24 protein-coding genes and 1 tRNA gene are annotated in these 25,703 nt (G+C 62.7%); 12 read left to right on the forward strand and 13 right to left on the reverse strand.

What is annotated here, in order from left to right; genetic code table 11:
* Positions 1-104: 104 nt before the first annotated feature.
* From rpsP to ACK4OE_RS04640, 6 genes are all read left to right on the forward strand, one after another.
* Positions 105-356, forward strand: a complete 252-nt coding sequence (gene rpsP / locus ACK4OE_RS04615; protein WP_409883356.1) for a 30S ribosomal protein S16 — start codon at positions 105-107, stop codon at positions 354-356.
* Positions 357-431: 75 nt separating this feature from the next.
* The gene (gene rimM / locus ACK4OE_RS04620; protein ID WP_409883357.1) at positions 432-1,001 is read left to right on the forward strand and encodes a ribosome maturation factor RimM; all 570 of its coding nucleotides are present in this window, start codon (positions 432-434) and stop codon (positions 999-1,001) included.
* Between the two features lie 28 nt (positions 1,002-1,029).
* Positions 1,030-1,788, forward strand: a complete 759-nt coding sequence (gene trmD, locus ACK4OE_RS04625; protein WP_409883359.1) for a tRNA (guanosine(37)-N1)-methyltransferase TrmD — start codon at positions 1,030-1,032, stop codon at positions 1,786-1,788.
* Positions 1,789-1,916: 128 nt separating this feature from the next.
* On the forward strand, positions 1,917-2,309 hold the full coding sequence (gene rplS / locus ACK4OE_RS04630) for a 50S ribosomal protein L19 (protein WP_409883360.1): 393 nt from the start codon (positions 1,917-1,919) through the stop codon (positions 2,307-2,309).
* 118 nt (positions 2,310-2,427) lie between these two features.
* Entirely contained in the window at positions 2,428-3,123 is a 696-nt protein-coding gene (locus ACK4OE_RS04635) for a CoA pyrophosphatase (protein ID WP_409883361.1), read from the forward strand.
* A 56-nt stretch (positions 3,124-3,179) separates the two neighbouring features.
* Positions 3,180-4,166: a CobD/CbiB family protein gene (locus ACK4OE_RS04640; RefSeq protein WP_409883363.1), complete on the forward strand. Its 987-nt coding sequence runs from the start codon at positions 3,180-3,182 to the stop codon at positions 4,164-4,166.
* 119 nt (positions 4,167-4,285) lie between these two features.
* Here the strand turns inward: ACK4OE_RS04640 and rsgA are convergent, their stop codons facing one another.
* Genes rsgA through ACK4OE_RS04655 form a run of 3 tightly spaced genes read right to left on the reverse strand, consistent with a single transcriptional unit; the run spans position 4,286 to position 6,908 of the window.
* Positions 4,286-5,230, reverse strand: a complete 945-nt coding sequence (rsgA, locus tag ACK4OE_RS04645; RefSeq protein WP_409883365.1) for a ribosome small subunit-dependent GTPase A — start codon at positions 5,228-5,230, stop codon at positions 4,286-4,288.
* A 23-nt stretch (positions 5,231-5,253) separates the two neighbouring features.
* A complete protein-coding gene (locus tag ACK4OE_RS04650) occupies positions 5,254-5,595 on the reverse strand; it encodes a 4a-hydroxytetrahydrobiopterin dehydratase (protein WP_409883436.1) in 342 nt (113 codons plus the stop codon).
* The gene (locus ACK4OE_RS04655) at positions 5,592-6,908 is read right to left on the reverse strand and encodes a M48 family metallopeptidase (RefSeq protein ID WP_409883366.1); all 1,317 of its coding nucleotides are present in this window, start codon (positions 6,906-6,908) and stop codon (positions 5,592-5,594) included. The genes ACK4OE_RS04650 and ACK4OE_RS04655 overlap by 4 nt, the downstream gene beginning before the upstream one ends.
* A gap of 37 nt (positions 6,909-6,945) precedes the next feature.
* Here ACK4OE_RS04655 and orn point away from each other — a divergent pair, with 37 nt between their 5' ends.
* The 3 genes from orn (at position 6,946) to ACK4OE_RS04670 (ending at position 11,385) form a co-directional block, all read left to right on the forward strand.
* Positions 6,946-7,524 carry an oligoribonuclease gene (gene orn, locus ACK4OE_RS04660; RefSeq protein WP_409883367.1) on the forward strand — a complete coding sequence of 193 codons (579 nt, stop codon included), beginning with the start codon at positions 6,946-6,948 and terminating at the stop codon, positions 7,522-7,524.
* Positions 7,525-7,834: 310 nt separating this feature from the next.
* Positions 7,835-9,772, forward strand: coding sequence for a DEAD/DEAH box helicase (locus tag ACK4OE_RS04665; protein ID WP_409883368.1), 1,938 nt, complete (start codon positions 7,835-7,837; stop codon positions 9,770-9,772).
* A gap of 143 nt (positions 9,773-9,915) precedes the next feature.
* Positions 9,916-11,385, forward strand: a complete 1,470-nt coding sequence (locus ACK4OE_RS04670; protein ID WP_409883369.1) for a diguanylate cyclase domain-containing protein — start codon at positions 9,916-9,918, stop codon at positions 11,383-11,385.
* 27 nt (positions 11,386-11,412) lie between these two features.
* Here the strand turns inward: ACK4OE_RS04670 and ACK4OE_RS04675 are convergent, their stop codons facing one another.
* The 3 genes from ACK4OE_RS04675 to ACK4OE_RS04685 form a co-directional block, all read right to left on the reverse strand.
* The gene (locus ACK4OE_RS04675) at positions 11,413-12,645 is read right to left on the reverse strand and encodes a multidrug effflux MFS transporter (protein WP_409883370.1); all 1,233 of its coding nucleotides are present in this window, start codon (positions 12,643-12,645) and stop codon (positions 11,413-11,415) included.
* Between the two features lie 78 nt (positions 12,646-12,723).
* Positions 12,724-12,799, reverse strand: a tRNA-Lys gene (locus ACK4OE_RS04680).
* Between the two features lie 80 nt (positions 12,800-12,879).
* Positions 12,880-13,800 carry an NAD(P)-dependent oxidoreductase gene (locus ACK4OE_RS04685; RefSeq protein WP_409883371.1) on the reverse strand — a complete coding sequence of 307 codons (921 nt, stop codon included), beginning with the start codon at positions 13,798-13,800 and terminating at the stop codon, positions 12,880-12,882.
* A gap of 105 nt (positions 13,801-13,905) precedes the next feature.
* On the opposite strand from ACK4OE_RS04685, the gene ACK4OE_RS04690 reads away from it, so the two are divergent.
* The gene (locus ACK4OE_RS04690) at positions 13,906-14,796 is read left to right on the forward strand and encodes an alpha/beta hydrolase (RefSeq protein ID WP_409883372.1); all 891 of its coding nucleotides are present in this window, start codon (positions 13,906-13,908) and stop codon (positions 14,794-14,796) included.
* Positions 14,797-14,820: 24 nt separating this feature from the next.
* Here the strand turns inward: ACK4OE_RS04690 and ACK4OE_RS04695 are convergent, their stop codons facing one another.
* From ACK4OE_RS04695 to ACK4OE_RS04705, 3 genes are all read right to left on the reverse strand, one after another.
* A complete protein-coding gene (locus tag ACK4OE_RS04695; protein WP_409883373.1) occupies positions 14,821-15,798 on the reverse strand; it encodes a GMP reductase in 978 nt (325 codons plus the stop codon).
* 206 nt (positions 15,799-16,004) lie between these two features.
* Positions 16,005-16,724 (reverse strand): hypothetical protein, encoded by a 720-nt coding sequence (locus tag ACK4OE_RS04700; RefSeq protein ID WP_409883374.1) that lies wholly within the window; start codon positions 16,722-16,724, stop codon positions 16,005-16,007.
* A complete protein-coding gene (locus tag ACK4OE_RS04705) occupies positions 16,703-17,311 on the reverse strand; it encodes a hypothetical protein (protein WP_409883376.1) in 609 nt (202 codons plus the stop codon). Before ACK4OE_RS04705 ends, ACK4OE_RS04700 begins: the two co-directional genes overlap by 22 nt.
* A gap of 73 nt (positions 17,312-17,384) precedes the next feature.
* Between ACK4OE_RS04705 and ACK4OE_RS04710 the strand changes: the two genes are divergently transcribed.
* A complete protein-coding gene (locus ACK4OE_RS04710) occupies positions 17,385-19,838 on the forward strand; it encodes a UvrD-helicase domain-containing protein (RefSeq protein ID WP_409883378.1) in 2,454 nt (817 codons plus the stop codon).
* A 41-nt stretch (positions 19,839-19,879) separates the two neighbouring features.
* Entirely contained in the window at positions 19,880-20,347 is a 468-nt protein-coding gene (locus tag ACK4OE_RS04715) for a hypothetical protein (RefSeq protein WP_409883380.1), read from the forward strand.
* 136 nt (positions 20,348-20,483) lie between these two features.
* On the opposite strand, the gene ACK4OE_RS04720 is transcribed toward ACK4OE_RS04715, so the two are convergent.
* The 4 genes from ACK4OE_RS04720 to ACK4OE_RS04735 are packed head-to-tail and all read right to left on the reverse strand — an operon-like array spanning position 20,484 to position 25,504.
* Positions 20,484-21,653, reverse strand: coding sequence for a DUF1513 domain-containing protein (locus ACK4OE_RS04720; RefSeq protein ID WP_409883381.1), 1,170 nt, complete (start codon positions 21,651-21,653; stop codon positions 20,484-20,486).
* Positions 21,643-22,776 carry an imelysin family protein gene (locus ACK4OE_RS04725; protein WP_409883382.1) on the reverse strand — a complete coding sequence of 378 codons (1,134 nt, stop codon included), beginning with the start codon at positions 22,774-22,776 and terminating at the stop codon, positions 21,643-21,645. Before ACK4OE_RS04725 ends, ACK4OE_RS04720 begins: the two co-directional genes overlap by 11 nt.
* On the reverse strand, positions 22,773-24,266 hold the full coding sequence (locus tag ACK4OE_RS04730; RefSeq protein ID WP_409883383.1) for a di-heme oxidoredictase family protein: 1,494 nt from the start codon (positions 24,264-24,266) through the stop codon (positions 22,773-22,775). The genes ACK4OE_RS04725 and ACK4OE_RS04730 overlap by 4 nt, the downstream gene beginning before the upstream one ends.
* Positions 24,267-24,271: 5 nt before the next feature.
* On the reverse strand, positions 24,272-25,504 hold the full coding sequence (locus tag ACK4OE_RS04735; RefSeq protein WP_409883384.1) for an imelysin family protein: 1,233 nt from the start codon (positions 25,502-25,504) through the stop codon (positions 24,272-24,274).
* Positions 25,505-25,703: the final 199 nt, after the last annotated feature.

The raw sequence follows: 25,703 nt of genomic DNA on the forward strand, positions 1-25,703 counted from the left end.
CTGGCCGGGTGGCCATGTCGCGTGTCTCAAGCGTTGCGAATATGGTTGCGAACACTGTGGCTCAAGGCAAATGTTGCCGGAGTTCACCACCCGAAGGATAAATCATGGTCGTCATTCGACTTTCCCGCGGCGGCTCTAAAGGTCGTCCTTTTTTCAATATCGTCGTTGCTGACAAGCGCGTGCGCCGTGATGGCCGCTTTATCGAGCGCATCGGCTTCTACAACCCCACCGCCAAAGAAACCGAAGAAGGTCTGCGCATCGTGCAAGACCGTCTGTCCTACTGGGTTGGCGTGGGTGCTCAAACGTCGCCTACTGTGGACCGTCTGATCAAGCAAGCCGCCAAGAAGGCTGCTTAATAGCTCCCTGAAAAGGGCGGGTTTCGCTGGGCATGCCCACGGAACCCGCCCTTTTCCTATTCTGGAATCACTCCCATGGCTACCAACCTGACCCTCGAACCCGCAGAGCTGCCCGCCGATGCCATTGAAGTGGGGCGCATTGCAGATGCCTGGGGCGTCAAGGGCTGGTTCAAGGTGGTGTCACACAGCAGCAGCCCCGAGGCGCTGTTTTCGGCCAAGCGGTGGTATCTGCAGCCCTCCGAGCGCGGCGCCAAGACGTTCGCTGGAACCGTGCAGCTTTCGATTCGCCAGGCCAAGGACCATTCGGACGCCGTGGTCGCCTGGGCGCAGGGCATTGATGACCGCGATGCGGCCGAAGCCTTGCGCGGCGCGCGCATCTTTGTGCCACGCTCGAGCTTTCCGTCCACCACTGAGGACGAGTATTACTGGGTCGATCTGATTGGCCTTGATGTTGTCAACCGCGAAGGCGTGGCGCTAGGGCAGGTGAAGGAGCTGATGTCCACCGGCCCGCAGACGGTGCTGGTGCTGGCCTATGAACAGGACGGCAAGGCGCAGGAGCGCATGATTCCTTTTGTCTCTGCCTTTATTGACAAGGTGGACTTGGCTGAAAAGCGCATCACGGTGGACTGGCAGCCCGACTACTGACCAGCGCCCACGTCCTGTGCTGCGTACCATGCGCTTTGACATCATCACCCTGTTCCCGGAGCTGTTCGCCCCTTTTCTAGCGAGCGGCGTCACGCGGCGTGCCTATGCCAGTGGCCAGGTGGATGTGCGTCTGTGGAACCCGCGCGACCATGCTGACGGCAACTACCGCCGTGTGGATGACCGCCCGTTTGGCGGCGGCCCCGGCATGGTGATGATGGCCGAGCCGCTGGCGCGATGCCTTGCCGCTATCCGGGTTGGGCGTGAAGAGCCCGAAGGCAGCCATGCGCCGCTGGTCCTTTTTTCCCCCATTGGCGAATCACTCAACCATGCTGCTGTGGAACGCTGGTCTGCCAGCGAAGGCGCCATCTTGCTGTGTGGTCGGTACGAAGGTATCGACCAGCGCTTTATAGATGCCTATGTCGATGTGCAGATGAGTTTGGGTGACTTTGTGCTGTCTGGTGGCGAGATCGCCGCGATGGCCCTTCTGGATGCAGTGGCGCGCCTGCAGCCCGGCGTGCTCAATGACGAGGGCAGTCACCAGCTCGACAGTTTTAATCCTGCGCTCGATGGACTGCTCGACTGCCCGCACTACACACGCCCAGAGGAGTGGGCGGGGCAGCAGGTCCCGGCTCCCTTGATGTCTGGCCACCATGCGCAAATCGAGCGCTGGCGGCGCGATCACCGGCTGTCCATCACGGCGCGCCATCGCCCCGATCTGATTGCGGCAGCGCGGCAGGCGGGACTCTTGGCTGCTGCTGACGAGGCTGTATTGGCCAATCTTGGCTGAATTGCTATAATCAAAGGCTTTTCGATCCTCTGCCCGGCCGTTTTGACAGGGAATTCTCCCGCAGAACACTGAGACGTCAATCCCGACGCAGCCATTTGTGGCGCGGCCAAGATCGTTGGATATCAAACATGAACCTGATTCAGACCCTGGAAGCGGAAGAAATTGCCCGCTTGAACAAGACCATCCCCGAGTTCGCCCCTGGTGACACCGTCATCGTGAGCGTGAACGTGGTGGAAGGTACCCGCAAGCGCGTGCAGGCTTACGAAGGCGTGGTGATTGCCAAGCGCAATCGTGGCCTGAACAGCGGCTTCACCGTGCGTAAGATCTCCAGCGGCGAAGGCGTGGAGCGTACGTTCCAGACCTACAGCCCGCTGATCGCCGGCATCGAAGTCAAGCGCCGCGGTGACGTGCGCCGTGCCAAGCTGTACTACCTGCGCGACCGCAGCGGCAAGTCGGCACGTATCAAGGAAAAGCTGCCACAGCGCGTCAACAAGGCCAAGGCTCCTACCGCAGCCGCATAAGGCGCGGGCTTGCCCTGACCTAAGCCGCTACAGCGTTTGCCTGTAGCGGCTTTTTGCATTTTGAGGTTGTCCTGTTATTTGTAGTGAGCCCGTTGCTTTGAACCCGTCTGCCACCCCTGTGTCGTCTGTGATCGCGCCGCTGACATCGCTGCCCGATTTCGATCCGCGCCTTGTCCCGGTGTTGGGCGTGGATTCGCACCTTCCTGCAGTCTCGCGGAACGCCCAGACGCATCAGGCCCTTCGTGCACGTTTTGCGAAGCCTCCTCTGTGGCAGCCTGAGGTGGTGCTGGAAAAGAAGTTCATGAACCGCGAGCCCGCACATGCTTCAGTGCTGCTCGCCATCGTGCTGCGACAAGAGCCCATGGTGCTGTTGACGGAGCGCACGGCACATCTGTCCACCCATTCGGGACAGGTGGCCTTCCCGGGCGGCAGGGCCGATGCCGAAGACGCCAGTCCGGCGGACACGGCCTTGCGTGAGGCGTACGAGGAAGTGGGCCTGGGCCGCGAGTTTGTTGAGGTGCTGGGGAACTTGCCGACTTATGTCACCGGTTCGTCCTTCATCATCACGCCGGTGGTGGCGCTGGTGCAGCCCGATTGCGTGCTCACCCCAAACCCCTATGAAGTGGCAGATATCTTTGAGGTGCCGCTGGCGTATCTGCTAGACCCCGCCAATCACCAGCGCCACGTGTTCGACCTCGATGGTGTGCGTCGCGAGTGGTTTTCCATGCCTTACCAGGATGGTTCGAACAACCGCTACATCTGGGGTGCTACCGCGGGCATGCTGCGCAACTTCTATCGCTTCATGCAGGCCTGAACCCAGTCTGGCCATGATAGGAGCGCGGGGGTGAAGCCCCAGTATCATTACTCCCCATGAGTTTCTTCGCCATCCTGTTCGCATTGCTGATCGAGCAGGCCCGACCCCTGGCACGCAGCAATCCCATTCATGCAGGCCTTCGGGCATGGGCGCTTTCCGTGAGCCGCAATTTTGATGCGGGCAAATCGCACCACGGCTGGGTGGCGTGGAGCCTGGCGGTGCTGGTCCCCGCGCTTGTTACCTTGGCCATTCATTGGTTGTTGCTGTGGGGGCTGGGTTGGCCTTTTGCGGTGCTGTGGAGCGTGGCGGTGCTGTACGTCACGCTCGGGTTCCGGCAGTTCAGCCACCATTTCACCGGCATTCGTGATGCGCTGGAAGAGGGCGATGAGGATGCCGCCCGCGAGCGCCTTGCCCACTGGCAGCAGGTGGATGTGGGTGCGCTGCCGCGCAGTGAGATCGTGCGCCATGTGATTGAGTATTCGGTGCTGGCGGCACACCGCCACGTGTTTGGCGTGCTGGCCTGGTTCTCGGTGCTTGCCGCGCTGGGCCTGGGGCCAACCGGGGCCGTGTTGTACCGGCTGGCCGAGTTTGTATCGCGCTACTGGCACTACAAGCGGCGCACAGGCGCCCAGCCCGCCAGTGCCTCACTGCAACAGGCATCCGCCCAGGCATGGACGGTCATTGACTGGTTGCCGGCCCGCCTCACGGCGCTGAGCTTTGCCGTGGTGGGCAGTTTTGAAGAGGCGATCGAGGGCTGGCGCTTTCATGCTCAGAGGTTCCCAAATGACAACGACGGCGTGGTGCTGGCTGCTACGGCGGGAGCCATCAATGTCCGCCTGGGCGGCGAGGCCCTCAAAGCACGCACGGAGATGCACACGCCGCCGGGACTGGAGATTGACGCCGACATGGGCGACAGCGATTCCACCCCTGGCCGCGCGCCGGAGGTCGGGCATCTTCGCAGCGTGGTGGGGTTGGTGTGGCGCTCGGTCGTTGTCTGGATGCTGCTGCTGGCCCTGCTGACCTTGGCCCGGCTGCTGGGGTAGGGCAAGAAGCCCCCCTGAGTGGCCTTCGGCGCTTTCCCTCGGGGGGCGCAACCCCTGGACTGGCGAAGCCAGATCCACGGTGGCGCTGGCAGCGCCCGTTGCGGGCGCCCTCGGCCATATCAATACCGTGTGTGGCTCAGTTCTTCAAACAAGTCACTATAAATTTTGTAGCGTTTGGCGCTTATTCCACCAGCGCTAGGGCCCATTTTGACTGCGTCCAACACGCCGCAGCCCGGCTCGTGCAGATGGGTGCAGTTGTAGAACTTGCAGTGGTTTGCATGCGCCGCGATGTCTGGCATGCAAGCAGCCAACTGCATGGGTGCGATGTGGTGGAGCCCAAACTCTTGGAATCCGGGCGAGTCGATGAGTGCCGTGGTGCGCGCTGGATCCATCCAGTACCAGTGCGTGCTGGTGGTCGTGTGCTTGCCCGAGTTAAGGGCTTGGGATATCTCGCCGGTAAGCACCGTGGCACCCGGCACCAGCAGGTTGATCAGAGTGCTTTTGCCGGATCCGGAGGGGCCCAGCACCAACGTGGTCTTGCCCGCAAGGTGTTCCATCAGCAATGCGCGGTCTACATCGCTGGATAGTGCCAGCGACAGCGGCAGCACACCATAGTGTTTGCCTTCGCCCATGTGGCGGTAGGGCAGTAGCCGCTCCCATGCGCGGGCGAACGGTTCGACCAGGTCGCTCTTGTTGAGCGCGATGATGGGTTTGATGCCCTCGGCCTCTGCCGCGATCAATGCGCGGGAGAGCTGGCTTTCAGAAAATACAGGCTCGGCCGCGATCAGGATGAGCACCTGGTCGAGGTTGGCGGCGAAGGATTTGGTGCGGATCTCGTCCTGGCGATAGAAAAGATTCCGCCGCTCCTTGACCTTTTCGATGGTGCCTTCGTCGCCCTGGCCTGGTGGCGGCGACTGCCACAGCACATGGTCACCGACCACGGCCTGGCTCTTTTTGCCGCGGGGGTGGCAGATGCGGCGTTCTCCGTCGGGTGTCTCGACCATGCAGTGGCGCCCATGGCTGGCCACCACCGTGCCGTCCATCAGGGCACTGCGTTCAGCCATGGTGTTTTTGCTGGGTCATGCGGTCAGGCCACCAGCGCATCGAACTGGGTCGCGCAATCGAAGTCGGTGGCAGAAATTCCGTTGACATCGTGGGTGTTCAGGCGAACCACGCAGCGGTTGTAGTGCACCGACATGTCGGGGTGGTGGTCTTGCGCGTTGGCGATGAAAGCCACAGCGTTCACGAACGAAATCGTCTCGTAGTAGTTGGCGAACTGATAGGTCTTTTCGATGGCCACATCGGCACCATCGCCGCTCAGGCTCCAGCCTTCGAGCTTGGCCAGGTTTGCTACAACTTCAGTAGCTGTCAGCGCTCGGCGGGTAAGCGCTGACCAGTCTTTTTTCTTCAACATAGTGGTCATGGTTATGCAGGGGCGTTCATGCGCGCCAGCCGTTCTGTGGCGGGCGGATGAGAGTAGTAGAACTTGACGTACACCGGGTCAGGGGTGAGGGTGGAGGCATTGTCCTCGTACAGCTTCAGCAGGGCTGATGAAAGATCTGCACCGCTGGCCTGGGCTGCGGCATAGGCATCGGCCTCGAACTCATGGCGGCGCGAGAGCTGCGAAAACAAGGGGGAAATGAAGAACGTGAAAACCGGCAGCACCAGCATGAACAGCAGCAACGCCAGCGCATCGTTGGGCGCTACCGCCGCCACGGAAGGGTCAAACGAGATGTTGGGCCGTACCCCCAGGCCCGTGTAGAACCACACCTGGGCAGACAGCCAACCCAGCAGGGCGAACCCCGCCAGGCTCAGCGCAAACATCATCACGATGCGCTGGATGATGTGGCGGTGCTTGAAATGTCCCAGCTCATGCGCCAGCACAGCCTCTACTTCACTGGGCGCCAGCTGGCGCAAAAGGGTGTCATAAAACACCACCCGCTTGGCGGCACCGAACCCGGTGAAGTAGGCGTTGGCATGGGCGCTGCGGCGGCTTCCATCCATCACGAAAAGGCCTTTGGCAGAAAAGCCGCAGCGCTGCATAAGGGCAGTTACGCGCGCCTTCAGCGATTCGTCTTCAAGCGGCTGGAACTTGTTGAACAGGGGCGCGATGAAGGTGGGGTAAATCACCATCAGCAGCAGGTTGAACCCCATCCAGAACGCCCACGCCCACAGCCACCACAGCGGGCCAGCGGTACCCATCAGCCACAGGATCAGCGCTGCAATAGGCAATCCAATGAGCGCGCCCACCAGCAGTCCTTTGAGGGCATCGGCCAGCCACAGGCGCCAGGTCATTTTGTTGAAGCCAAACCGCTCTTCCACCACAAACGTCTGGTATAGCGAAAGTGGCAGGTCGATGAGGCCACTGATGGCTGCAAATGCCCCCAAGAGCGCCAGTTGCTGCCACATGCCACCGCCCAGAGCTCCCAGCAGGGTCTGGTTCAAGGCGTCGAGGCCGCCGAGCAGCGTCCAGCCGAGCAGTACTGCGGCGCCCAGGGCCATCTCTACCAGCCCTAAGCGTGCCTTCGTGATGGTGTAATCCGCGGCTTTCTGGTGTGCTGCCAATCCAATGCGTGCTGCAAAGGGCGCTGGGACCTCCGCTCGGTGACGGGCCACATGCCGCACCTGGCGCGTTGCCAGCCAGAATTTGAGCGCCAGGCCCAACACCAGGGCAGCGGCAAACGCCAGCGTGAGCACCATGGAGGGCGAAAAAGTGTCGGTGAGCGTGTCGGTGGTGGGCATGTGCGGCGAGTTTAGGCCATCGGCGACAATGCGCGCCATGTCAGAAGCCAACAACCCTACCCCTCCCACACTTGCCAAATCTGACCAAAACCTGGTCTGGCTCGACTGCGAAATGACCGGGCTGGAGCCCGACACGGACCGTTTGCTGGAGATTGCCGTCATCGTGACAGGCCCCAGCCTAGAGCCCCGCATTGAAGGGCCGGTGTTTGTTATTCACCAGTCAGATGAGCTGCTGAACAAGATGGATGCTTGGAACAAGGGCACCCATGGCCGCAGCGGCCTGATCGACAAGGTAAAGGCTTCCACCGTGACCGAGGAAGAGGCCGAGCAGCAGATCCTTGCCTTTCTGAGTAAATATGTGCCCAAAGGCACTGCGCCCATGTGCGGCAACAGCATCGGCCAGGACCGGCGGTTTTTGGTGCGGTACATGCCCAAGCTCGAACGGTTCTTCCACTACCGCAACGTCGATGTCAGCACCCTGAAAGAACTTGCTAAGCGCTGGAAGCCGGAGGCCTATACCAGCTTCAAGAAGGCCCAAAAGCACACGGCGCTGGCAGACGTGTATGAGTCGATTGATGAACTGGCGCACTATCGGCAGCACCTGCTGTCTGTGTAGGGCCAAACTCGCACGGCGGCTGGCTGGCAGCCTTCTTCCAGCGCTTTTGTAAAAGGGCCTTGCGGGGAAACCCTAAAGCATGCAATAATCGTCGGCTGCGCAGGAATCACTACGCAGATTGTGCATCTCCCCTCACACACCGGGCTGCCAGCCGACTGTCTACGACAGTTCAGGACTTGCAAGTAACGCCCACCCGCACCGGCCTAGCTACAGAGCCAGCGCAGGTTTCGTTTGATGGTTGATGTTTTTTAACCATTTGACGAAGCCTATCGCGGGCAGCGCCTGCGACCGTCTTCGTGAGAGAAAAATCATGACCGACACTTCTTTGGTGCAGGGCGAATTCGCGCCTGCCGACACTTCCTTTGCTGCCGACCTTTCCGTGCAGTCTTCTCCCCTCGACGCCGTGCTGGAATCCGCTGCTGAAGCCGATGCCGCCGTGACCGCCGAACCCAATGGTTTCGTAGAACTGGGCCTGGCGCCTGAGCTCGTGCAGGCTGTGGCCGATCTGGGCTACACCCAGCCAACAGGCGTGCAACTCAAGGCCATTCCCCTGGCCATGGGCGGTGGCAATGACTCTACCAAGTTCATCGACCTGATGGTCTCTAGCCAGACAGGCTCTGGCAAGACTGCCGCCTTCTTGCTGCCTGTGCTGCACACGCTTATCAACCAGCAAGCCGCCGCTGAAGCCGAAGAGCGTGCCGCTTTCGATCGCTCCGTGGCTGAAGCCGCCGAACGCGGCGAACCGGCTCCCAAGCGCGCCAAGCGCAAGGACCCCACCAGCTCGCGCAACTTCAAGGCCGCCACCCCTGGCGCACTGATCGTTTGTCCAACACGTGAACTGGCCCAACAGGTCGCTCATGACGCCATCGATCTCGTCAAGCACTGCCGTGGACTGCGTGTTGCCAACGTGGTGGGCGGCATGCCTTACCAGTTGCAAATCGCTAAGCTGCAGAACGCTGACCTGGTAGTGGCCACCCCCGGCCGCCTGCTGGACCTGCAGCGCTCGATGCAGATCAAGCTCGACAAGGTGCAGTTCCTGGTCGTCGACGAAGCCGACCGCATGCTCGACCTGGGCTTCTCGGACGATCTGGCCGAACTGAACCAGCTGACCAGCCAGCGCAAGCAGACCATGATGTTCAGCGCCACGTTCGCGCCCCGCATCCAGCAACTGGCCATGCGTGTGATGCATGACGGCGGTTCGTCCGTGCAGAAGGTGACCATCGATTCTCCGCAAGAGAAGCACGCCAACATCAAGCAGATGCTGTACTGGGCCGACAACGCCCAGCACAAGCGCAAGTTGCTGGACCACTGGCTGCGTGACACCACAATTAACCAGGCCATCGTTTTCGCCAGCACCCAGGTGGAGTGCGACGGCCTGGCCAACGACCTGCAACAAGAAGGCTTCTCGGCCGTGGCATTGCACGGCGCCCTGAGCCAGGGCCTGCGCAACCGCCGCCTGATGGCGCTGCGCGCAGGTCAGGTGCAGATCCTGGTAGCAACCGATGTCGCAGCCCGCGGTATCGATGTGCCCACGATCACCCACGTGTTCAACTTCGGCCTGCCCATGAAGGCAGAGGACTACACCCACCGCATTGGTCGTACCGGCCGTGCAGGGCGTGATGGCCTGGCCGTGACCTTTGCCGAGTTCCGTGACCGCCGCAAGATTTTCGACATCGAAAGCTATAGCCGTCAGCAGTTCAAGGCAGAAGTGATTGCCGGGATGGAGCCTTCGCAGCGTTCGCCCCAGGCACCTCGTGGTGGTGACTTTGGCGGTGGCGGTGGCCGTGGCGCTCCAGGCCGTTCGTACGACAACCGTGAAAATCCATCGCGCGGCCGTTTCGGTGGTGCTGCACGCAGTGGCGGTGACCGTGGTGGCAACGACCGTGGCGGTTTCGGTGGTGGCTTTGGCGGCGGCTTCGCTGGCCGCGGCAGCGACAACCGTGGCGCGCCGCAAGGCCGTGATGCTGGATACCAGGGCCAAGGCGGCAATGGCGGTGGTTTTGCTGGCCGTGAAGACCGCGGCTTCGGTGGTGGTGCTCCCCGCCGCGATGCGGGTGACAGCTATGGCCGCAAGCCAGGCTTCGGTGATGCCGGCCAGGGTCGTTTTGCTCCCCGTGCCGATGCAGGCGCGCCGCGTGGTGACTTTGCTCCCCGCAAGCCAGCGTTCTCCAAGCCGGCGGGTGCGGGCGGTGGCAAGCCGTTTGTGGCCCATGACGCGCGCAAGCGTCCAGCCCGCCCAGCACGCTGATCTCTGTTCGCGCTGAATCCTTGATTTGAAGGTTTCACAAAGGGCTGGCACCGTAAGGTGTCAGCCCTTTTTTGTGTTGGAGAAGCACGCGACCGGGGTTTTGCGTGGCACGTCGTCAATAATTGCCCACGGAGGAATTTGTTGTGGTGTCTTCTCTATCCTCGGGGGCCGATTTCGAGAACATGTTCGAGTTGGCGCCGGTCTCGCTGTGGCTGGAGGATTTCAGCCAGCTCAAGCGATTGTTTGACAGCTGGCGCGAACAGGGGGTGGTCGACCTCCGCGCGCATCTGGCGCAAGATCCCGCTCGGCTGCGTCAGTGCAGCGCCTCGCTGCGCATCTTGCAGGTCAACCGCCGCACCTTGGAACTGTTCTCCGCAGATAGCCAGCTGCACCTGGAGGCCAATCTGGACCAAGTCTTTCGCGATGACCGGCACGATACCGCCACTCACGAGCTGGCGCAGTTGTGGGACGGCCAGCTGGAGTTCTCCAACCAGACCGTGAACTATGCGCTCGATGGCAGGCGTCTGGACGTGCTTGTCCGTGCGCGCATCCTGCCGGGTCACGAGCACGACTGGAGCCGTGTGTTGGTTTCGCTCGAAGACAACACCGTGCAGCTCAGTGGTGCGCGTCGGGTCCAGCGCAGCGAGCAGTACGCGCGTGACCTTTTTGAGCACTCTCCTGTATCGCTTTGGGTGGAAGACTTTAGTGCCGTGAAAAGCCTGCTCGACGGCGTGCGCGCCCAGGGCATAGGCGATTTCAAGACCTTCCTCAAAGTGCATCCGGATTTCGTCGCCCGCTGCATGCAGGAGATCCGTGTGATTGACGTCAACCAGCAGACCTTGCGCATGTTCGGCGCATCCAGTAAGGATGTATTGCTCAACAACATCGGCCGCGTGTTCAGGGGCGAGATGCACGAATCGTTCGCCGAGCAGCTGCAGGATCTGTGGGATGGCAAAACCTTCCAGCAGCGCGAGGTTGTGAATTACTCACTGGCAGGTGACGCGGTGAACATTCACATGCAGTTTTCGGTGCCCGACAGCAATCTGCACGATTGGGGTCTGGTGCTCCTATCGCTGGTGGACATCACTGCGCGCAAGAAGGCAGAGGCCTATCTTGAATACCTTGGCAAGCACGATGTGCTGACCCAATTGCGTAACCGCGCCTTCTATGCCGAAGAGCTCAACCGGCTTACGCGCAAGGGGCCGTGGCCGCTGTCCGTCATCGCTATCGACCTCAACGGCCTCAAGGTCGTGAATGACGAGCAGGGTCATGCAGCGGGTGACTCCATGCTGCGCCGGGTGGGAGAGGTACTGGCCAAGGCGGTGGACGCCCCTGCATGTGCGGCGCGCATTGGTGGTGACGAGTTCACCGTACTGCTGCCCGGAACTGACGAGCGCGGAGCCCTGGCATTGCAAGACCGCATCATCTCCATGCTGGAGTTGAACAACCAGTTCTACCCAGGGCAGCATCTGAGCCTGGCTATGGGCATTGCCAGTTGTCACTCGGGCGATGTGGTGGAAGCGGCAATAAACCGCGCCGACCAAGCCATGTATGCAGAGAAAAACCGCTACTACCAGCAAAAGAACATCGACCGCCGGCATCCAAGCGCTTAGCGTGCAGCGCCACGTTGCACTGTCTGGCTACAGATTGGCTGGTGTGCGGCCGATATCAGGCCAGCGGTGGTGCAAATAGATCCATGCCAAAAGCCCGATACCCAACATCAGCAGTGATGCCAGGGCGAGCAGGGCGGTCGAGTGCATCACCAGCGGCGCGATGACGCCTGCCACAAGACCATTGGCCGTGGAGCCGACGAATGCTTGCATCGAAGAGGCCAAACCGCGGCGCTCGGGGTACAGGTCCAGCACCAGCAGCGTCACCACGGGCACCATCAGCGCCCAGCCAAAAGCAAAGACTGCAATCGGCGCCAGTGCCCACCAGGCGTGGGGTGCAAACAGCAGGTTGGCCGCCAGGTTCAGGACTGCAACGGTGAACATGATCACAAATCCGTGTCGGATCTGCCGCTTGGGCGGGATGCGCCCCGCCAAGCGGCCGCTGAGCCAGGCCCCGCCCATGATGCCGGAGATTGTCAGTACAAAAAACCAGAAGAACTGCGTGGGTGCTAGCGCCAGGTGTTCGCCCAGGAATGCAGGTGCCGACAGCACGTACAGGAACATGCCGTTGAAGGGCACGCCGCTGGCGAGGGCCAGCAACACAAACCGCGCGCTGGAACCCAGTTGAACATAGCCCTTCATCAGGTGGCGCACATTGAACGGCTGGCGCTGTTCCACATGCAGTGTTTCGGGTAACAGCCGGAAGTTGGCTGTCCACAGCGCCACACCCACGAGGGTTAGGAACCAGAAGATGCTGTGCCAGCCGGTATGCACGAACAGCCAGCCGCCGATGATGGGCGCTATCGCCGGGGCGACGCCGAAGTAGATCGTGACCTGGCTCATCACCTTCTGGGCCTGCGCGGGCGGGAACATGTCGCGGATCACTGCGCGCGAAACCACGATACCTGCCCCGGCAGACAAACCCTGCAGCGCGCGGAACATCACGAGTTGCCCAATGGATTGGGACAGCGCGCATCCTGCGGATGCCAGTGTGAATACGGCAATGCCCCAGAGGATGATGGGCCTGCGGCCAAAGCTGTCGGCCAGCGCGCCGTGGAACAGGCTCATGAAGGCGAATCCGAACAGGTAGGCAGACAAAGTCTGTTGCATCTGCACCGGCGTAGCGCCCAGTGCCGCAGCAATGCCCGAGAACGCGGGGATGTACGTGTCGATAGAAAAAGGCCCCAGCATGCCCAGCACCGCCAGCAAGACCGCCAAGGCCCAACGGGGCGCTGTCCAGAGCAGATGGGCTTGAGGATTCATGAGAGCGGCTTCATGCGTTGGAAATAAAAAAGCCTGCTACTTTGGGTAGCAGGCTTTTTATGCCCTTGGGCTTTGATTTGGTGGGTCCTGAGTGACTCGAACACTCGACCTACGGATTAAGAGTCCGCTGCTCTACCAACTGAGCTAAGAACCCAAATCTAAAATTTGTCTGCATTGCTGCAGAGCCTCGAATTATGCACCAGTTTTCTGGCTGCTGGCAAGTGACGTCAAAAATTATTGCATGGCGTTGCGGCTGGCCAGCTCAACAAAAAGCCCGCTGTGGTCGAGTTCGCCCAGTCCGTGCTCGATGCCTTCGGCATACAGCGTTTCAAACAGCGTGGTCACCGGTGCGTCAAAACCAATTTCGCGAGCAGTGGCCAGGGCGTTGCGCATGTCTTTGAGCTGCACCGCCATGCGGCCGCGCGGGGCGAAGTCGCGGTCCACCATGCGCTGACCATGCAACTGCAGGATGCGGCTGTCTGCAAAACCGCCGCTGATGGCTTCACGCACTTTGGCCATGTCCGCACCCCCCTTGGCGGCGAACAGCAATGCCTCGGCCACCGCGCCAATGGTGATGCCCACGATCATCTGGTTGGCAAGCTTGGTCAGTTGCCCCGCGCCGTGGGGCCCCACATGCGTGGCGCGACCAAAAGCCGCAAACACGGGTTGCGCTCTTGCAAAGTCGTCAGCCCGCCCTCCGACCAGAATGGCGAGGGTGCCAGTTTCAGCGCCGACCGTGCCGCCAGACACGGGTGCATCCAGATGCGTCAGACCCATCTCGCCCAGGCGGGCAGCATGGTCGCGGGCTTCGCGGGGCTGGATGGATGCCATGTCGATAAACAGCGCGCCCTTGCGCATGGCCTGGGCAACGCCCATTTCAAAGAGCACCTGCCCCACCACCGGGCCGTTTTCCAGCAGGCTGACCACCATGTCGGCGCTGCGGACCGCGTCGGCGGGCGATGAATGCACCGTGATGCCAAAAGTCTCCAGCGGTTCAGCCTTGGAGCGGGTGCGGTTCCAGGCGTGAACCTGGTGGCCGGCTTCACGCAGGCGGTATGCCATGGGTCGCCCCATCATTCCAATGCCGAGAACGGCGATGCGAAGTGGTGTTGTAGTCATGGCGTCACTCTTTTTGGGTGTTGTCTCTGCCTGCATCATGGGCTTTTTTGGTGCGCCTCCCTGTCATGGAGCTTGCAGCTTGGGCAGATTGCAAAGATGATGGCCGCGCAACGAGGGATTCACCTAAAGGAGACATCATCCATGACCTTGCCTCTGCACGACCCCGCCTGGCTGGAGCGCATGTACAACAACCGCGCGCTGGTGCCCGACCACATGGACTATCTTCAGCGCTGGGCCCAGGACTCTGCCCAGGTGCGCGCCAATCTGCCCTGTGTGCTTGATGTGGCTTACGGCGCGGGCGCCGGAGAAACGCTGGACATCTTTCCGTCTGCGCGAGCTTCCGGAGCAACGCGCGCACCCGTGCCGGTGCTGGTCTTCATCCACGGCGGCTACTGGCGAGCCCTGGACAAGTCTGACCATTCCTTCATCGCACCGCCGTTCACGCAGGCCGGGTTCTGCGTGGTGGTCGTCAACTATGCGCTGTGCCCTGGCACACCAGAGGCGCCCGTGACAATTCCGCACATCCTGCGGCAGATGGAAAAGGCGCTGGGCTGGGTGTGGCACAACATCGCCGCCCACGGGGGCGACCCGAAGCGAATCACCGTGGCCGGGCATTCGGCAGGAGGGCACCTGGCCGCCATGCTGTTGACCAGTGTCTGGTCGCTGATCGGGAAAGGTCTGCCGGACGGGCTGGTGCGCAATGCGCTGTCGATCTCAGGCATCCATGACCTGGATCCCATCATGTACACCCCGATGTTCCAGTCCGTCCTGCATCTGACAGAACAGCAGGTTCTGCAATGCAGCCCGGCCCGGCTGCTGGAGCCGCCCACAGGGCAGTTGTACTGTGTGGTCGGCGGCGATGAAAGCCCCGAGTTCCTGCGGCAGAACCAGTTGATGCAGGACGCCTGGGGCAGCCACTATGTGCCCCGCAGCCAGGCGTTGCAGGGGCTGCACCATTTCAGCGTCCTGGATGCCCTGGCAAAGCCTGGGCATGATCTGCATCACATGGCGCTTAATCTGCTGCGAGCCTGACCGTGCTCGCAGCAAAGGCGGCGTTTACATCAGCAGGTGTTCCCCTGCGTTGTCGCCGCCCAGGATCACGTAGTTCACCTTGCGGACATCCATCAGTTTTTTGCCGCCCGCATAGCTGATGGAGCTTTGCACGTCCTGCTCCATCTCGATCAGCGTGTTGGCCAGCTTGCCCTTGATGGGTTCGAGGATGCGCTTTCCTTCGACATGCTTGTACTCACCCTTGTTGAAGTCGCTGGCAGAGCCGTAGTACTCCTTGAACAGCTCGCCATCCACTTCCACAGTCTGCCCGGGTGACTCTTCATGGCCTGCAAACAGCGAGCCGATCATCACCATGCTGGCGCCAAAACGGATGCTCTTGGCGATGTCGCCATGGCTGCGGATGCCGCCATCGGCAATGATGGGCTTGGTGGCCACGCGGGCGCACCACTTGAGCGCTGACAGCTGCCAGCCGCCCGTGCCAAATCCGGTCTTGAGCTTGGTGATGCACACCTTGCCTGGGCCCACGCCCACCTTGGTGGCGTCCGCGCCCCAGTTTTCCAGGTCGATGATGGCCTCGGGCGTGGCCACGTTGCCCGCAATCACAAACGCCTTGGGCAGGTGTTGCTTGAGATAACCGATCATGTTCTTCACGCTGTCGGCATGGCCATGGGCGATGTCGATGGTGATGTACTCGGGCGTCAGGCCCAGCGCCACCAGCTGGTCCACGGTGTCGTAGTCGGGCTTTTTTACGCCCAGCGAGATCGACGCGTAGCAGCCCTTGGCATGCATGTCTTTGACGAACTGGATGTTGTCCAGATCGAACCGGTGCATCACGTAGAAATAGCCGTTTTGTGCCATCCAGGCACAGATTTTCTCGTCCACCACCGTTTTCATGTTGGCCGGCACCACAGGGATGCGGAACGAGCGGCCGCCCAGTTCCACGCTGGCGTCGCATTCCGAGCGGCTTTCCACACGGCATTTGCGGGGCAGCAGCAAAACATTGTCGTAGTCGAAAATTTCCATCAGATTCCAAGCTCCATAAAAGGACGCAGCAAAACGATTTCTGCTGCGGTGGGCGCTTGGCTTTCAGGCCGGCCTTGTGGGCATGAACGTGACAGTCCGTACCGAACCCTGCTGAGCGCAGGCACAAAAAAACCGGACGTCAAGAAACTTGGGCCCGGTGATTGATTCTACCCGCCTCAAAAATAGCCGTCATAACGGCGGCGGTATTACCTGCATACGGACTGGGCTGCTGCCACGAGGCGGCCTGTGGGGTCTTGCACCCAGCCCACAAGGCGTAGCCGCTCAGCTTGAGCACCATCTGGAATTCGCATTGGGCGGTTTTCCATCCATGCCTTCGATGTATTGGTTCGGCCATCATCCTTAAGCCACGTTCCTTGCAAGCTATTTCTCACCAGATTACGAGGTACCGGACTCCCTTCCTCGCCCGCAGGTATGGACTCCACCAAAAGCATCGTGAACTGGTAGCTGGCGGCGCCGCTGCCGCGATGGGTGAAACGGATGCCAGTCCCCAGATAGTCATTGAATGCCGGCCCCTCCGCAACGCGCAACTGAGCAGATGCAGCCGTTGGGCGCCCGATGTCTGCAATGTGGCTGTCTGTTTGTTCGGGGATGGGGCGATTCAATTCTTGAAGGCGCGTCAACGCGTCACGGGTTGCTGCCGCCGACAAGGGGGCGTCATCACCCAGGCGGCCGGGAACGACCCAGTCCACCACCAAAGCCGAGGGCCCGGGGACATGGGATGGTGCGCTGACCCAGCAAGTGTCGCAATCCGCATTGATGAAGCGTTCGTACACCGCTACAGCGCTGGGTTGCCCATCGCTGGAACATGTGGACTGTGCAGCGACCAGCACCGGCGCACTGGCCAAGAGGGCAAGACTTAAAGAGGCGCGCATGGCGAAACGGGTCACAAGGAGGTAGTTGTACATTCTGGCGGCAGGGGCGGCGCCGTGGGGAACACCGGTCCTGGCTTGCACGGGTCGGGTGCGGGCACCTGCTGAACGCCGCTGGTGTACTCCTCTTTGGCGATCTGGTCGGCTGTGCTGTCCTGCATGTAGGCACTGAAAGAGTATGAAAACGCTGTTAAGTTTTGGGCGTCCACGCTGAAGCCGTATTTGCACGAGGCTTCCTGAGCCCACACCTGGCTGCTCGAATATGCCGCCATCCCTTTTGCATCGATCTGGGGGACGTAGTGAGACTGCAGTACCCAGAGGTTGCTCCAGACTTGATACTGCGCAAGCCCAGCGGCATTGCGCAACGGCTTGTCGACCTTTTGGATTTCAACAGGAGGCCATGTGCGCGGTCCGACCGTTTGTGCTGGCCACACAAAGGGCTTGATATTTGCAACCATCCAGGCGCACACGGTAGGGTCGGGTGTGTACGTCAGTAATGGGGCGGGCGTGTTCACCAGTGGGGGCTCGGAAGGCGTTGTGCTGTCGCCGCCGCCGCAAGCCGACAGACCCATGCAGATACTTGTCGTCCACACAAGGCTTTGTTTGAAGAAGTTGCGGTTCACTGTGTACCTTTCTCTGTGTGAATGAAGAGACCCGGGTTCGCCGGTTCGACGCATGGCTTTCTACAATGGTCGCATGTTCCCACAAGACCCGTTTTCGGGCGCACCAGATGCCCTGGTGCCCCCACACGCTGGTGCGGCCTCGGCCGCATCGCCCCTTCTGGCCAATCTGAACGACGAGCAACTGGCTGCCGTCACGCTGCCCGCAGGCCACGCGCTCATCCTGGCGGGCGCGGGCTCGGGCAAGACCCGCGTGCTGACCACCCGCATTGCATGGCTGCTGCAAAACGGCTATGCCACGCCCGGCGGCATTCTGGCCGTCACCTTCACCAACAAGGCCGCCAAGGAGATGGTGGCGCGGCTGTCGGCCATGCTGCCCGTCAACGTGCGCGGCATGTGGATTGGCACCTTCCACGGCCTGTGCAACCGCCTGCTGCGCGCACACCACAAGGCGGCAGGTCTGTCGCAGTCCTTTCAAATTCTGGACACGCAAGACCAGCTCTCGGCCATCAAGCGCCTGTGCAAGCAGCACAACGTGGACGACGAGCGCTTTCCGCCCAAGCAGCTGTCGTACTTCATTGCCAATTGCAAGGAAGAAGGCCTGCGCCCCGGCGATGTGGAGACGCACGACAGCGACGCCCGCAAGAAGGTCGAGATCTACCAACTGTACGAAGAGCAATGCCAGCGCGAAGGCGTGGTGGACTTTGGTGAGCTGATGCTGCGCAGCTACGAGCTGCTGCGCGACAACGACCCGATCCGCGAGCACTACCAGCGCCGCTTTGCGCACATCCTGGTCGATGAGTTCCAGGACACCAACAAGCTGCAGTACGCGTGGCTCAAACAACTAGCGGGCAATGAGGTGGACGGGCGCTTTGAAGCCCGCGGCAGCGTGATTGCCGTGGGCGACGACGACCAGAGCATCTACGCCTTTCGCGGCGCGCGCGTGGGCAACATGACCGACTTTGTGCGCGAATTTGATGTGCAGCGGCAGATCAAGCTGGAGCAGAACTACCGCAGCTACAGCAACATTCTTGATTCGGCCAACGCCCTCATCAGCCACAACAGCCGCCGCCTGGGCAAGAACCTGCGCACCACGCAGGGCGCGGGCGAGCCGGTGCGCGTGTACGAGGCCAGCTCTGACCTGGCGGAGGCGCAGTGGATGGTCGATGAGATCAAGCAACTCGTGCGCAACGACGGTTTTGAGCGCAAGGAAATCGCCGTGCTCTACCGCAGCAATGCGCAAAGCCGGGTGATCGAATCGGCGCTGTTCAATGCCAGCGTGCCCTACCGCGTGTACGGCGGCCTGCGGTTTTTTGAGCGGGCCGAAATCAAGCATGCGCTGGCCTACCTGCGCCTTTTGGAGAACCCACACGACGACACCAGCTTCACGCGGGTCGTCAACTTTCCGCCGCGTGGCATCGGTGCGCGCAGCATTGAGGTGCTGCAAGACGCCGCCCGGGCCGCAGGTTGTTCGCTGCACGATGCGGTGAGCGCCGTGCCCGGCAAGGCGGGCGCCAACCTAGGGGCGTTTGTGGCGATGGTGGATGTGCTGCGGGAGCAGACGCAAGGCCTGAACCTGCGCGGCATCATCGAGCAGATGCTCGAATCCACGGGCTTGGTCGAGCACTTTCGCACCGAGAAGGAAGGCGCTGACCGCATTGAGAATCTGGAAGAACTGGTCAACGCAGCCGAGAGTTTTGTGACGCAAGAAGGCTTTGGACGCGACGCCGTAGCCCTGCCGCTGGACGAGCACGGCACGCCGCTGACGCAAAGTGCCGTGAGCCAGGGAATCGACCCCGACGCGCCCGTACTGGACGAGCCCCTGAAACCTGCCATCCCAGGCATCGTTGATATTGACACCGGCGAAACCCTCTCGCCCCTGGCTGCCTTCCTGACCCACGCTGCACTCGAAGCGGGCGACAACCAGGCCCAGGCTGGGCAAGACGCTGTGCAACTGATGACCGTGCACGCCAGCAAGGGGTTGGAGTTTGACGGCGTGTTCATCGGCGGCATGGAAGAGGGCTTGGTGCCGCACGAAAACTCGTCTACCGAACGCGACGGACTGGAGGAAGAACGCCGCCTGATGTACGTGGCCATCACCCGCGCGCGCAAGCGCCTGTACCTGAGCCACTCGCAAACCCGCATGCTGCACGGCCAGACGCGCTACAACGTCAAGAGCCGTTTCTTCGACGAACTGCCCGAAAGCGCGCTCAAGTGGATCACGCCAAAGCAGCAAGGGTTTGGATCATATGCTCCTAATTCAGGAGCTGGTAGCGCTTATCCATCAAGCGCTAGAGGCCAATTTGGCTTTAAATCCGAGACATTTGCCAGTCCACCGGTACCCGTGCAGAAGACCGCGCCGTCCCACGGCCTGCGCGCAGGCATCAACGTGTTCCACACCAAGTTCGGTGAAGGCAAGGTGCTGGGCATTGAGGGCACGGGCGACGACGCGCGTGCGCAGGTCAGCTTTCCACGCCATGGCACCAAGTGGCTGGCGCTGTTGGTGGCCAAGCTGACGGTGGTGGAATGACGTGACGGAACCTGGCACGGTGGCGGCTGCGCCCGCGCACCGTGGTTGCCGCAGTGGCGTGCGCGGTGCTGCTGTCCGTGGCGTTGATGTGGGCCGCATTTCTTTTCCTGGTGTCGCAAGAGGACTACCAGCCAGCGCCCGGCACGCTCACCTATTACCTCGGCATCTCTTCGCTGGTGCGGGGTGTGGTGTTGCCGGGCGCTGCAGGGGCCCCGCATTACTACGGTACCGTTGGCGACGGCAATAAGCAGGCGCGCTCAGAAGTGGCGTACGACGTGCCGCCCGAGCGCCTGGACGAGGCCGTGGCCGCCGTACACGCCTACCTGCTGCGCAATGGTCTGCATGAACGCGCGATGGACGCACAGGGGCGTGCCGTGGTGCAGACGCACTACGGAGAACTGGTGCGGTATGCCGAATACAAGTCGCCGCGAGGTGGGCTTGTGGTGCTGATCGTCGAGCCGCTGCGTGGTGAGCCCAACCATCGACTCAGCGTGTCGGATTACGAATGAGCATGTGGCAAGGTGGAGCCAGTCCTTTCGCAGCGGCGTCGTTCACCCGCTTCATTGTGCGGCGGGTGGGTGTCTGAGTGCTATGTTTTGAATAGCTGTCAGCGCTTATCCATCAAGCGGTAGGGCCGTTTTCTATTCATATTTTCCAGTTTGTGAGGGGACTTGCCACCACCCAGTGGTTGTCCAGCCGTGCCCCCTGTAGCCCAACGCCGTGCAGGTGCTCTAGCGGTGCCGCAGCCTGTGAAGCTTGCAGGCTACTGGCAAGCCCGCCCGACCACAGCGTGCCGCCGTGCACCGCCAGCGGGCAGACCTCGGGCAGGGGCATCAGGCCCCGCCATTCGCCGTGCAGTGAAAACGTGGCGATGCCATGGGCGCGCGGGCAGCTCACGGCCCAGCCCGTGGGGGTGGCGGCCATGCTGCCGCCGTAGCCGCGAAGCTGGGCCGCGATGGCGTCTGGCGTGGGCGCGGTGTGCAGCGTGGTGCCGCCAAACAGGGCGAGCACGGGGGCTGCGTTCTTGCGTGCGACGTCGTCGTGCTCGGCCTGCAGCGCAATGCCCAGCGTGCGTCCATCGGGGCTCCAGGCCAGGTGGCGCAGGCTCAGGCGCGGGTCGGCCTTCAGGCGCCACTGGCCCAGCAATTGGCCAGTGCGCGCGTTGAGCCGCACCAGGGACGAGTCCATGCTGTGCAGGTCGCGCTTGACGCGGCCGGTTTCGGGCGCGGTGGGCACGCCGCCGTTGGCGACGATGAGGGTGGGTGCGCCGCTGGCGGTGTGGCGCATGTCCCAGACCAGCTCATGCGCGTCGATGCCGTGGGTGGGCCATTCGGCGGTTTTTTGCAGGGTGCGCGCATCGCGCACGGTCACCCAGCTGGCGCCCGTTTCGGCGTCGGTCTCTGTGGTGTAGAGCTGGCGGCCGTCGGGGCTGGCCAGCACGTGGCCGTTGAAGGTCCGCTCTCCGTCTTGCCACAGCCATTGCGGCTCTGTGCCCCGGCCGGGTTGCCAGCGCGCCAGCCAGTCGCCGGGGCGGCGCGCTGTGGCCACCACGTCACCACCCGGTAGCACGCACAGGCCGTGGGCGCGGGTGGGAACGCTGAGGCTGGTGCGAACGTGCAGGGCTTGCCCGGCGCCTGATGGCGTGGTCAGCACGCCGATGTGAAAGCTGCCTTGGTGCTCCCAGGCCGCAGCCAGTTGCACAACACCGTGCCCCGCAGCCCTGGACCACGCGGCGCGTGGCGCCAGCGCCCACACGCCCAGCCCCGCCGCCATGGCGGCCAGCGCGGCGCGGCGGTGGATGGGATCAGTCCCCATCGGCGTCCGAGAACCCAATGCTCACCTGCAGCGCAGGCGCTATTTCGGATTCGGCCAGGAACTTGAGCGCGGCCAGGTCCTTGGCGGTTTGCTGGATGGCACCCTTGTCCTTCAGGCCCGCCTTTTGCACTTGCGCCATCGACGCGCCCACTTTGCCGGTGGCCTGGTGCAGCTTGTCGGCCAGCGGGTTCAGACCCTTGCCGCGCAGGTACATCTCCAGCGGCACCAGCGCCTCGCCGGGTGCGGGCAGGGCGGTGCGGGCAGGCAAGGCGGTCACGCTGCGCAGGCCTTCCCAGGTGGCGGCCCAGGCACTCAGGGTGCTGCCGCTGGCGGTGCGGGGGTAGTCCGGCGCACGTGTTCCTTGCGCGGCGCGCAGGGGCTTTTCCATCTGCGCCCAGCGCAGGCGTTCGATGCCGCCCACCCACTGGTTCACAAACTCGCTGATGGCCTGGGTGGATGCATCCTGCTCGTCCTCGGCGCCCCAGTCGGTGCCTGCGGCGGTGGTGAAGGCGGCTTGCAAAGCGGCGGATTCGCGCGCCACGTCCTGCGCCACTTCGTGCGCGTAGCTGCAGGCGGGGCTGCCGGGCTGAACGGGGCGGGTCCAGAGCAGCCATTCCAGCGCGGGCAGTCCCTTGGCGGGCGTTCCGATGCGCTCGAACGCCTTGGCGCCCTGGGGCTGGGTGACGATAGCTTTCTCGATGAGCGCAGGGCGGGTGGGCGTGAAGTCAATGGCGCGCTGGCTGCTGCGGGCGATGACGGGGCCGATCGACACGGCCGCCAGTTGCTCCCAGGCACGTGCTGTCGTTTGCCATGCGGTGCGTGCGACGGCCAGGGCGGCTTTGCTGTCGCTGGCTGGGGCCTGGCACAGCGCAGCCACGGCAGGCACCAGGGCGCGGGCGCTCTGGTCAAAGTCTTTGGCGCGGGGTAGGGCCCAATGCCCGTAGATGCCATGCAGCGCGTGCACGGTGTCGTAGAACGGCACGGCCTCGCGTTGCCAAGTGGGGGCGGCTGCCGCTGTCTGGGCCTGCGCAGCTACGGGGGGCAACGCAGCCACTACAGACGCCAGCAACAGCGCCGAGGCGCGTGTCGCTGTGCGGAGGGCTTTTGGAACGGGGGTGGTCACAGCGACTCCACAAATTTCACCAAGGCGTCCCGGTCGGCCTTCTTCATTTTCAGCACCTGGTCCTTGGCCTCTTCGGCCTCGCCGCCGTGCCACAGCACAGCCTCCAGCACGCCGCGCGCGCGGCCGTCATGCAGCAGGCGGGTGTGGCCGTTCACGTCCTTGATGAGGCCGGTGCCCCACAGCGGCGGGGTCTTCCACTGGCGGCCGCTGGCACCAAAGTCGGGGCGGTTGTCGGCCAGGCGTTCGCCCATGTCGTGCAGCAGCAGGTCGGTGTAGGGCCAGATGCGCTGGCCGTTCAGCGCCTTGCTCGACAGCGTGGGAAACGGACCTTCCTTGGTCACGTAGCTGGGCCGGTGGCAGGTGGCGCACTGTGCTTGCGCAAACAGGGCCTGGCCGCGCAGGACCTGCGTGTCGTTCACGTTGCGGCGGGCGGGGGGCGCCAGCGTGGCCTGGTAGAAGATCACGTCGGCCAGTGTCTTGTCGTCGATCTCCACACCCGGCTGGCCTTGCACGCTGGCACCCTCCTTGCCACTTTGGCCGCTGGGTGCTGCCAGGCAGTCTTTTTGCGCGGGGGTGCAGGTTTCATTCGAAAAGTGGCGCGATGTGATGCCCATATCGCCCTGAAACGCGCCACCCGTCTGGTGCGCAACGGTGGCGACGTTGGCCTTCCAGCCAAAACGACCCAGCATCATGCCGCCCGAGGGCGCGTCCCACACCTTGTTGGCTTGCCCCTTGATGGGGCCAGGCGCCGCCGCCTGGTCGGCTGCGTTGGCCAGAATGTCGGCTTCTGCAATCGCTTCGAGCAGGCCCACGCCGATGATCTGTGGCGCAATGCGCGGGCTTGCCATCACGTCGGGGTGCATGGGGCCGTAGCCCAGGTCGGCAAAGCCGTACACCGGCTTTTGCAGCGTGTACGGCGTGCCGTCGGCAAACTTGCCGTTGATCGTTTCGTAGCGCAGCGTCACGCGGCCCTCGGGCTTGACGCCCTGAATGGCGGCGTTGTTGAACTGGTCGCCATACACAGGGTCGGGCTTGGGGCCGCCGTGCGTGTCTTTGCCCGGAATGGACAGGCGGATCAGCAGCGCAACGGTGGGGTCTTTGGTCTCGCCCAGTCGGTTGAAGATTTCTGGCGGCTCGCCGCGCCCGTCCTGCACATGGCAGCCGCCGCACGACCGTGCAATGAAGTGCGGGCCCAGGCCATCGCGCGCCTTGGTGGAGGCGGGCGCCTCGACCCAGTTGCGCTTGAAGAACGAGTTGCCGATGACAAACCGCGTGCGCTCGGCGTCTTCCAGATTGGCTGCGGGGAACGAGAACGCGTTGCGGCCGGTGGCGTACACCGTGGTCTCGCCTCCAGTTTTTTCACCCAGTGGGTCGGGCTGGGGCGCTGCCGTCAGCGATTGAATGCCCACGCCACCCAGGACAACGATGACGGTGCTGGCTGCCGCCAGGCGTACGGTGCGCTGGCGGCGTTTGTCTTGCGAAAGCTGCATATACGTCAGGGCTGGACCAGCGTCAACTTGGTGATGCCAATGGCGTTGGCGGCGGCGACCAGGTCTTTGCTTTGTTGCGTCAGGCTGTCGATCGTCTTTTGAATGCGCAGGCGGCCCGGGGCGTCCTTGCCGCCAATGATTTCTCTGTCGAACGGTGCCTGAATGCCTTCGGCAGCGGCCACCGACGCGGCGATCTGCAGCGTGGTCTTGTCGGCCAGTGCTGCGTCCTTGGCGGCCACCAGGTCACGCAGCGAAGGGCCTTGCAGCACGGTGCCGTTGGCCTGCTTGTACTGGCCCAGCCACACGTTCTGGATGCCCAGTGCGTTGGTCACCGCATCGCGGTGGGTGTTGTCCGAAAAGCATGAGTGCTCGTCTTCCTGGTCCTGGCTGTTCAAGGCCACTTCCAGGCGCTCGCCCGCCAGTTCACCGCGCGACAGCGAGCCCAGGCCCACCAGCATCTTGCGCACCGATTCACGTCCGCCCTTGGCAAAGCGTGCGCGGTAGTTGTTCTTGGCGTCGGGCGCCCAGGCCTTGACCAGCGTGGTGAGGTCGTCGATGAGCAGCTCGGTCACCACGTGCAGGTACTGGCGGCGGCGGTCGGCATTGGGGGCCTTGCCATCCACAAAGTCTTCAAAGTTGCGCTCGCCGGGGCCGGTGTCCGACAGGTCCTGGCCCCACAAAAAGAACTCAATGGCGTGCCAGCCCGTGGCAATGTTTTCCTCGCCGCCGCGCTCGTTCTGGGCAGACAGGTTCTTCTTGTTGATGGCGAACTTGCGGTTGTTCACCAAACCGGCGTTGGGCTTGCCTTCCACGCTGTCCACAAACGATTCGTCCATGGGCCAGGCGTTAATGCGGCCTTCGGGCCCGTTGTCGTCGTCGATGGGGCCGCCGTAGAAGCGGAAGGCCTCGGTCTGCCCATAGAACTCGCGCGCGGCCAGCCAGGTCTTGCGGGCCTCCGCCAGAGTTTCTGCAGAGGGCTTGGCGGTGAACGCCAGCACGGCGGTCTGCATGGCCTTGGCGGCGTTCAGGGTGTCGTTGTAGTTGGCGTGCACCAGGTGCGCATAGTGCGCGGCCACAGGTTGGAATGCGGCGGCTGACGACGCTGCTGTGGCGACTGATTGCGCTGGCTTTGCGGCGGCCGCAGTGCCCGTCTGCGCGTGCGCGCTGGCGGCAAATACCCCCGTGGACAGGGCCGCAATCAGGATCGAATGCTGGAACGAGAAGTGGGGGAAGGTCATGCCGTGGTCTCCGCAAAAATGGCATGCAGGCCGCTGTCCGCCACCGCAAAAAAGCGGCAAGCGGGCCGGGCGCCGCAAGGGTGATGGATTCGGACGGGGCGCTCTGGCTTTGACGGGGCCGCACGGGAGGCGCTTAGCGCGCACCTTGGCGGGGGCATGGCTGGGGCGACAGGGAAGCCGTGATTATACAAATGGCAAT

Source organism: Acidovorax sp. (genome assembly GCF_046314175.1).
GTDB lineage: Bacteria > Pseudomonadota > Gammaproteobacteria > Burkholderiales > Burkholderiaceae_C > Acidovorax.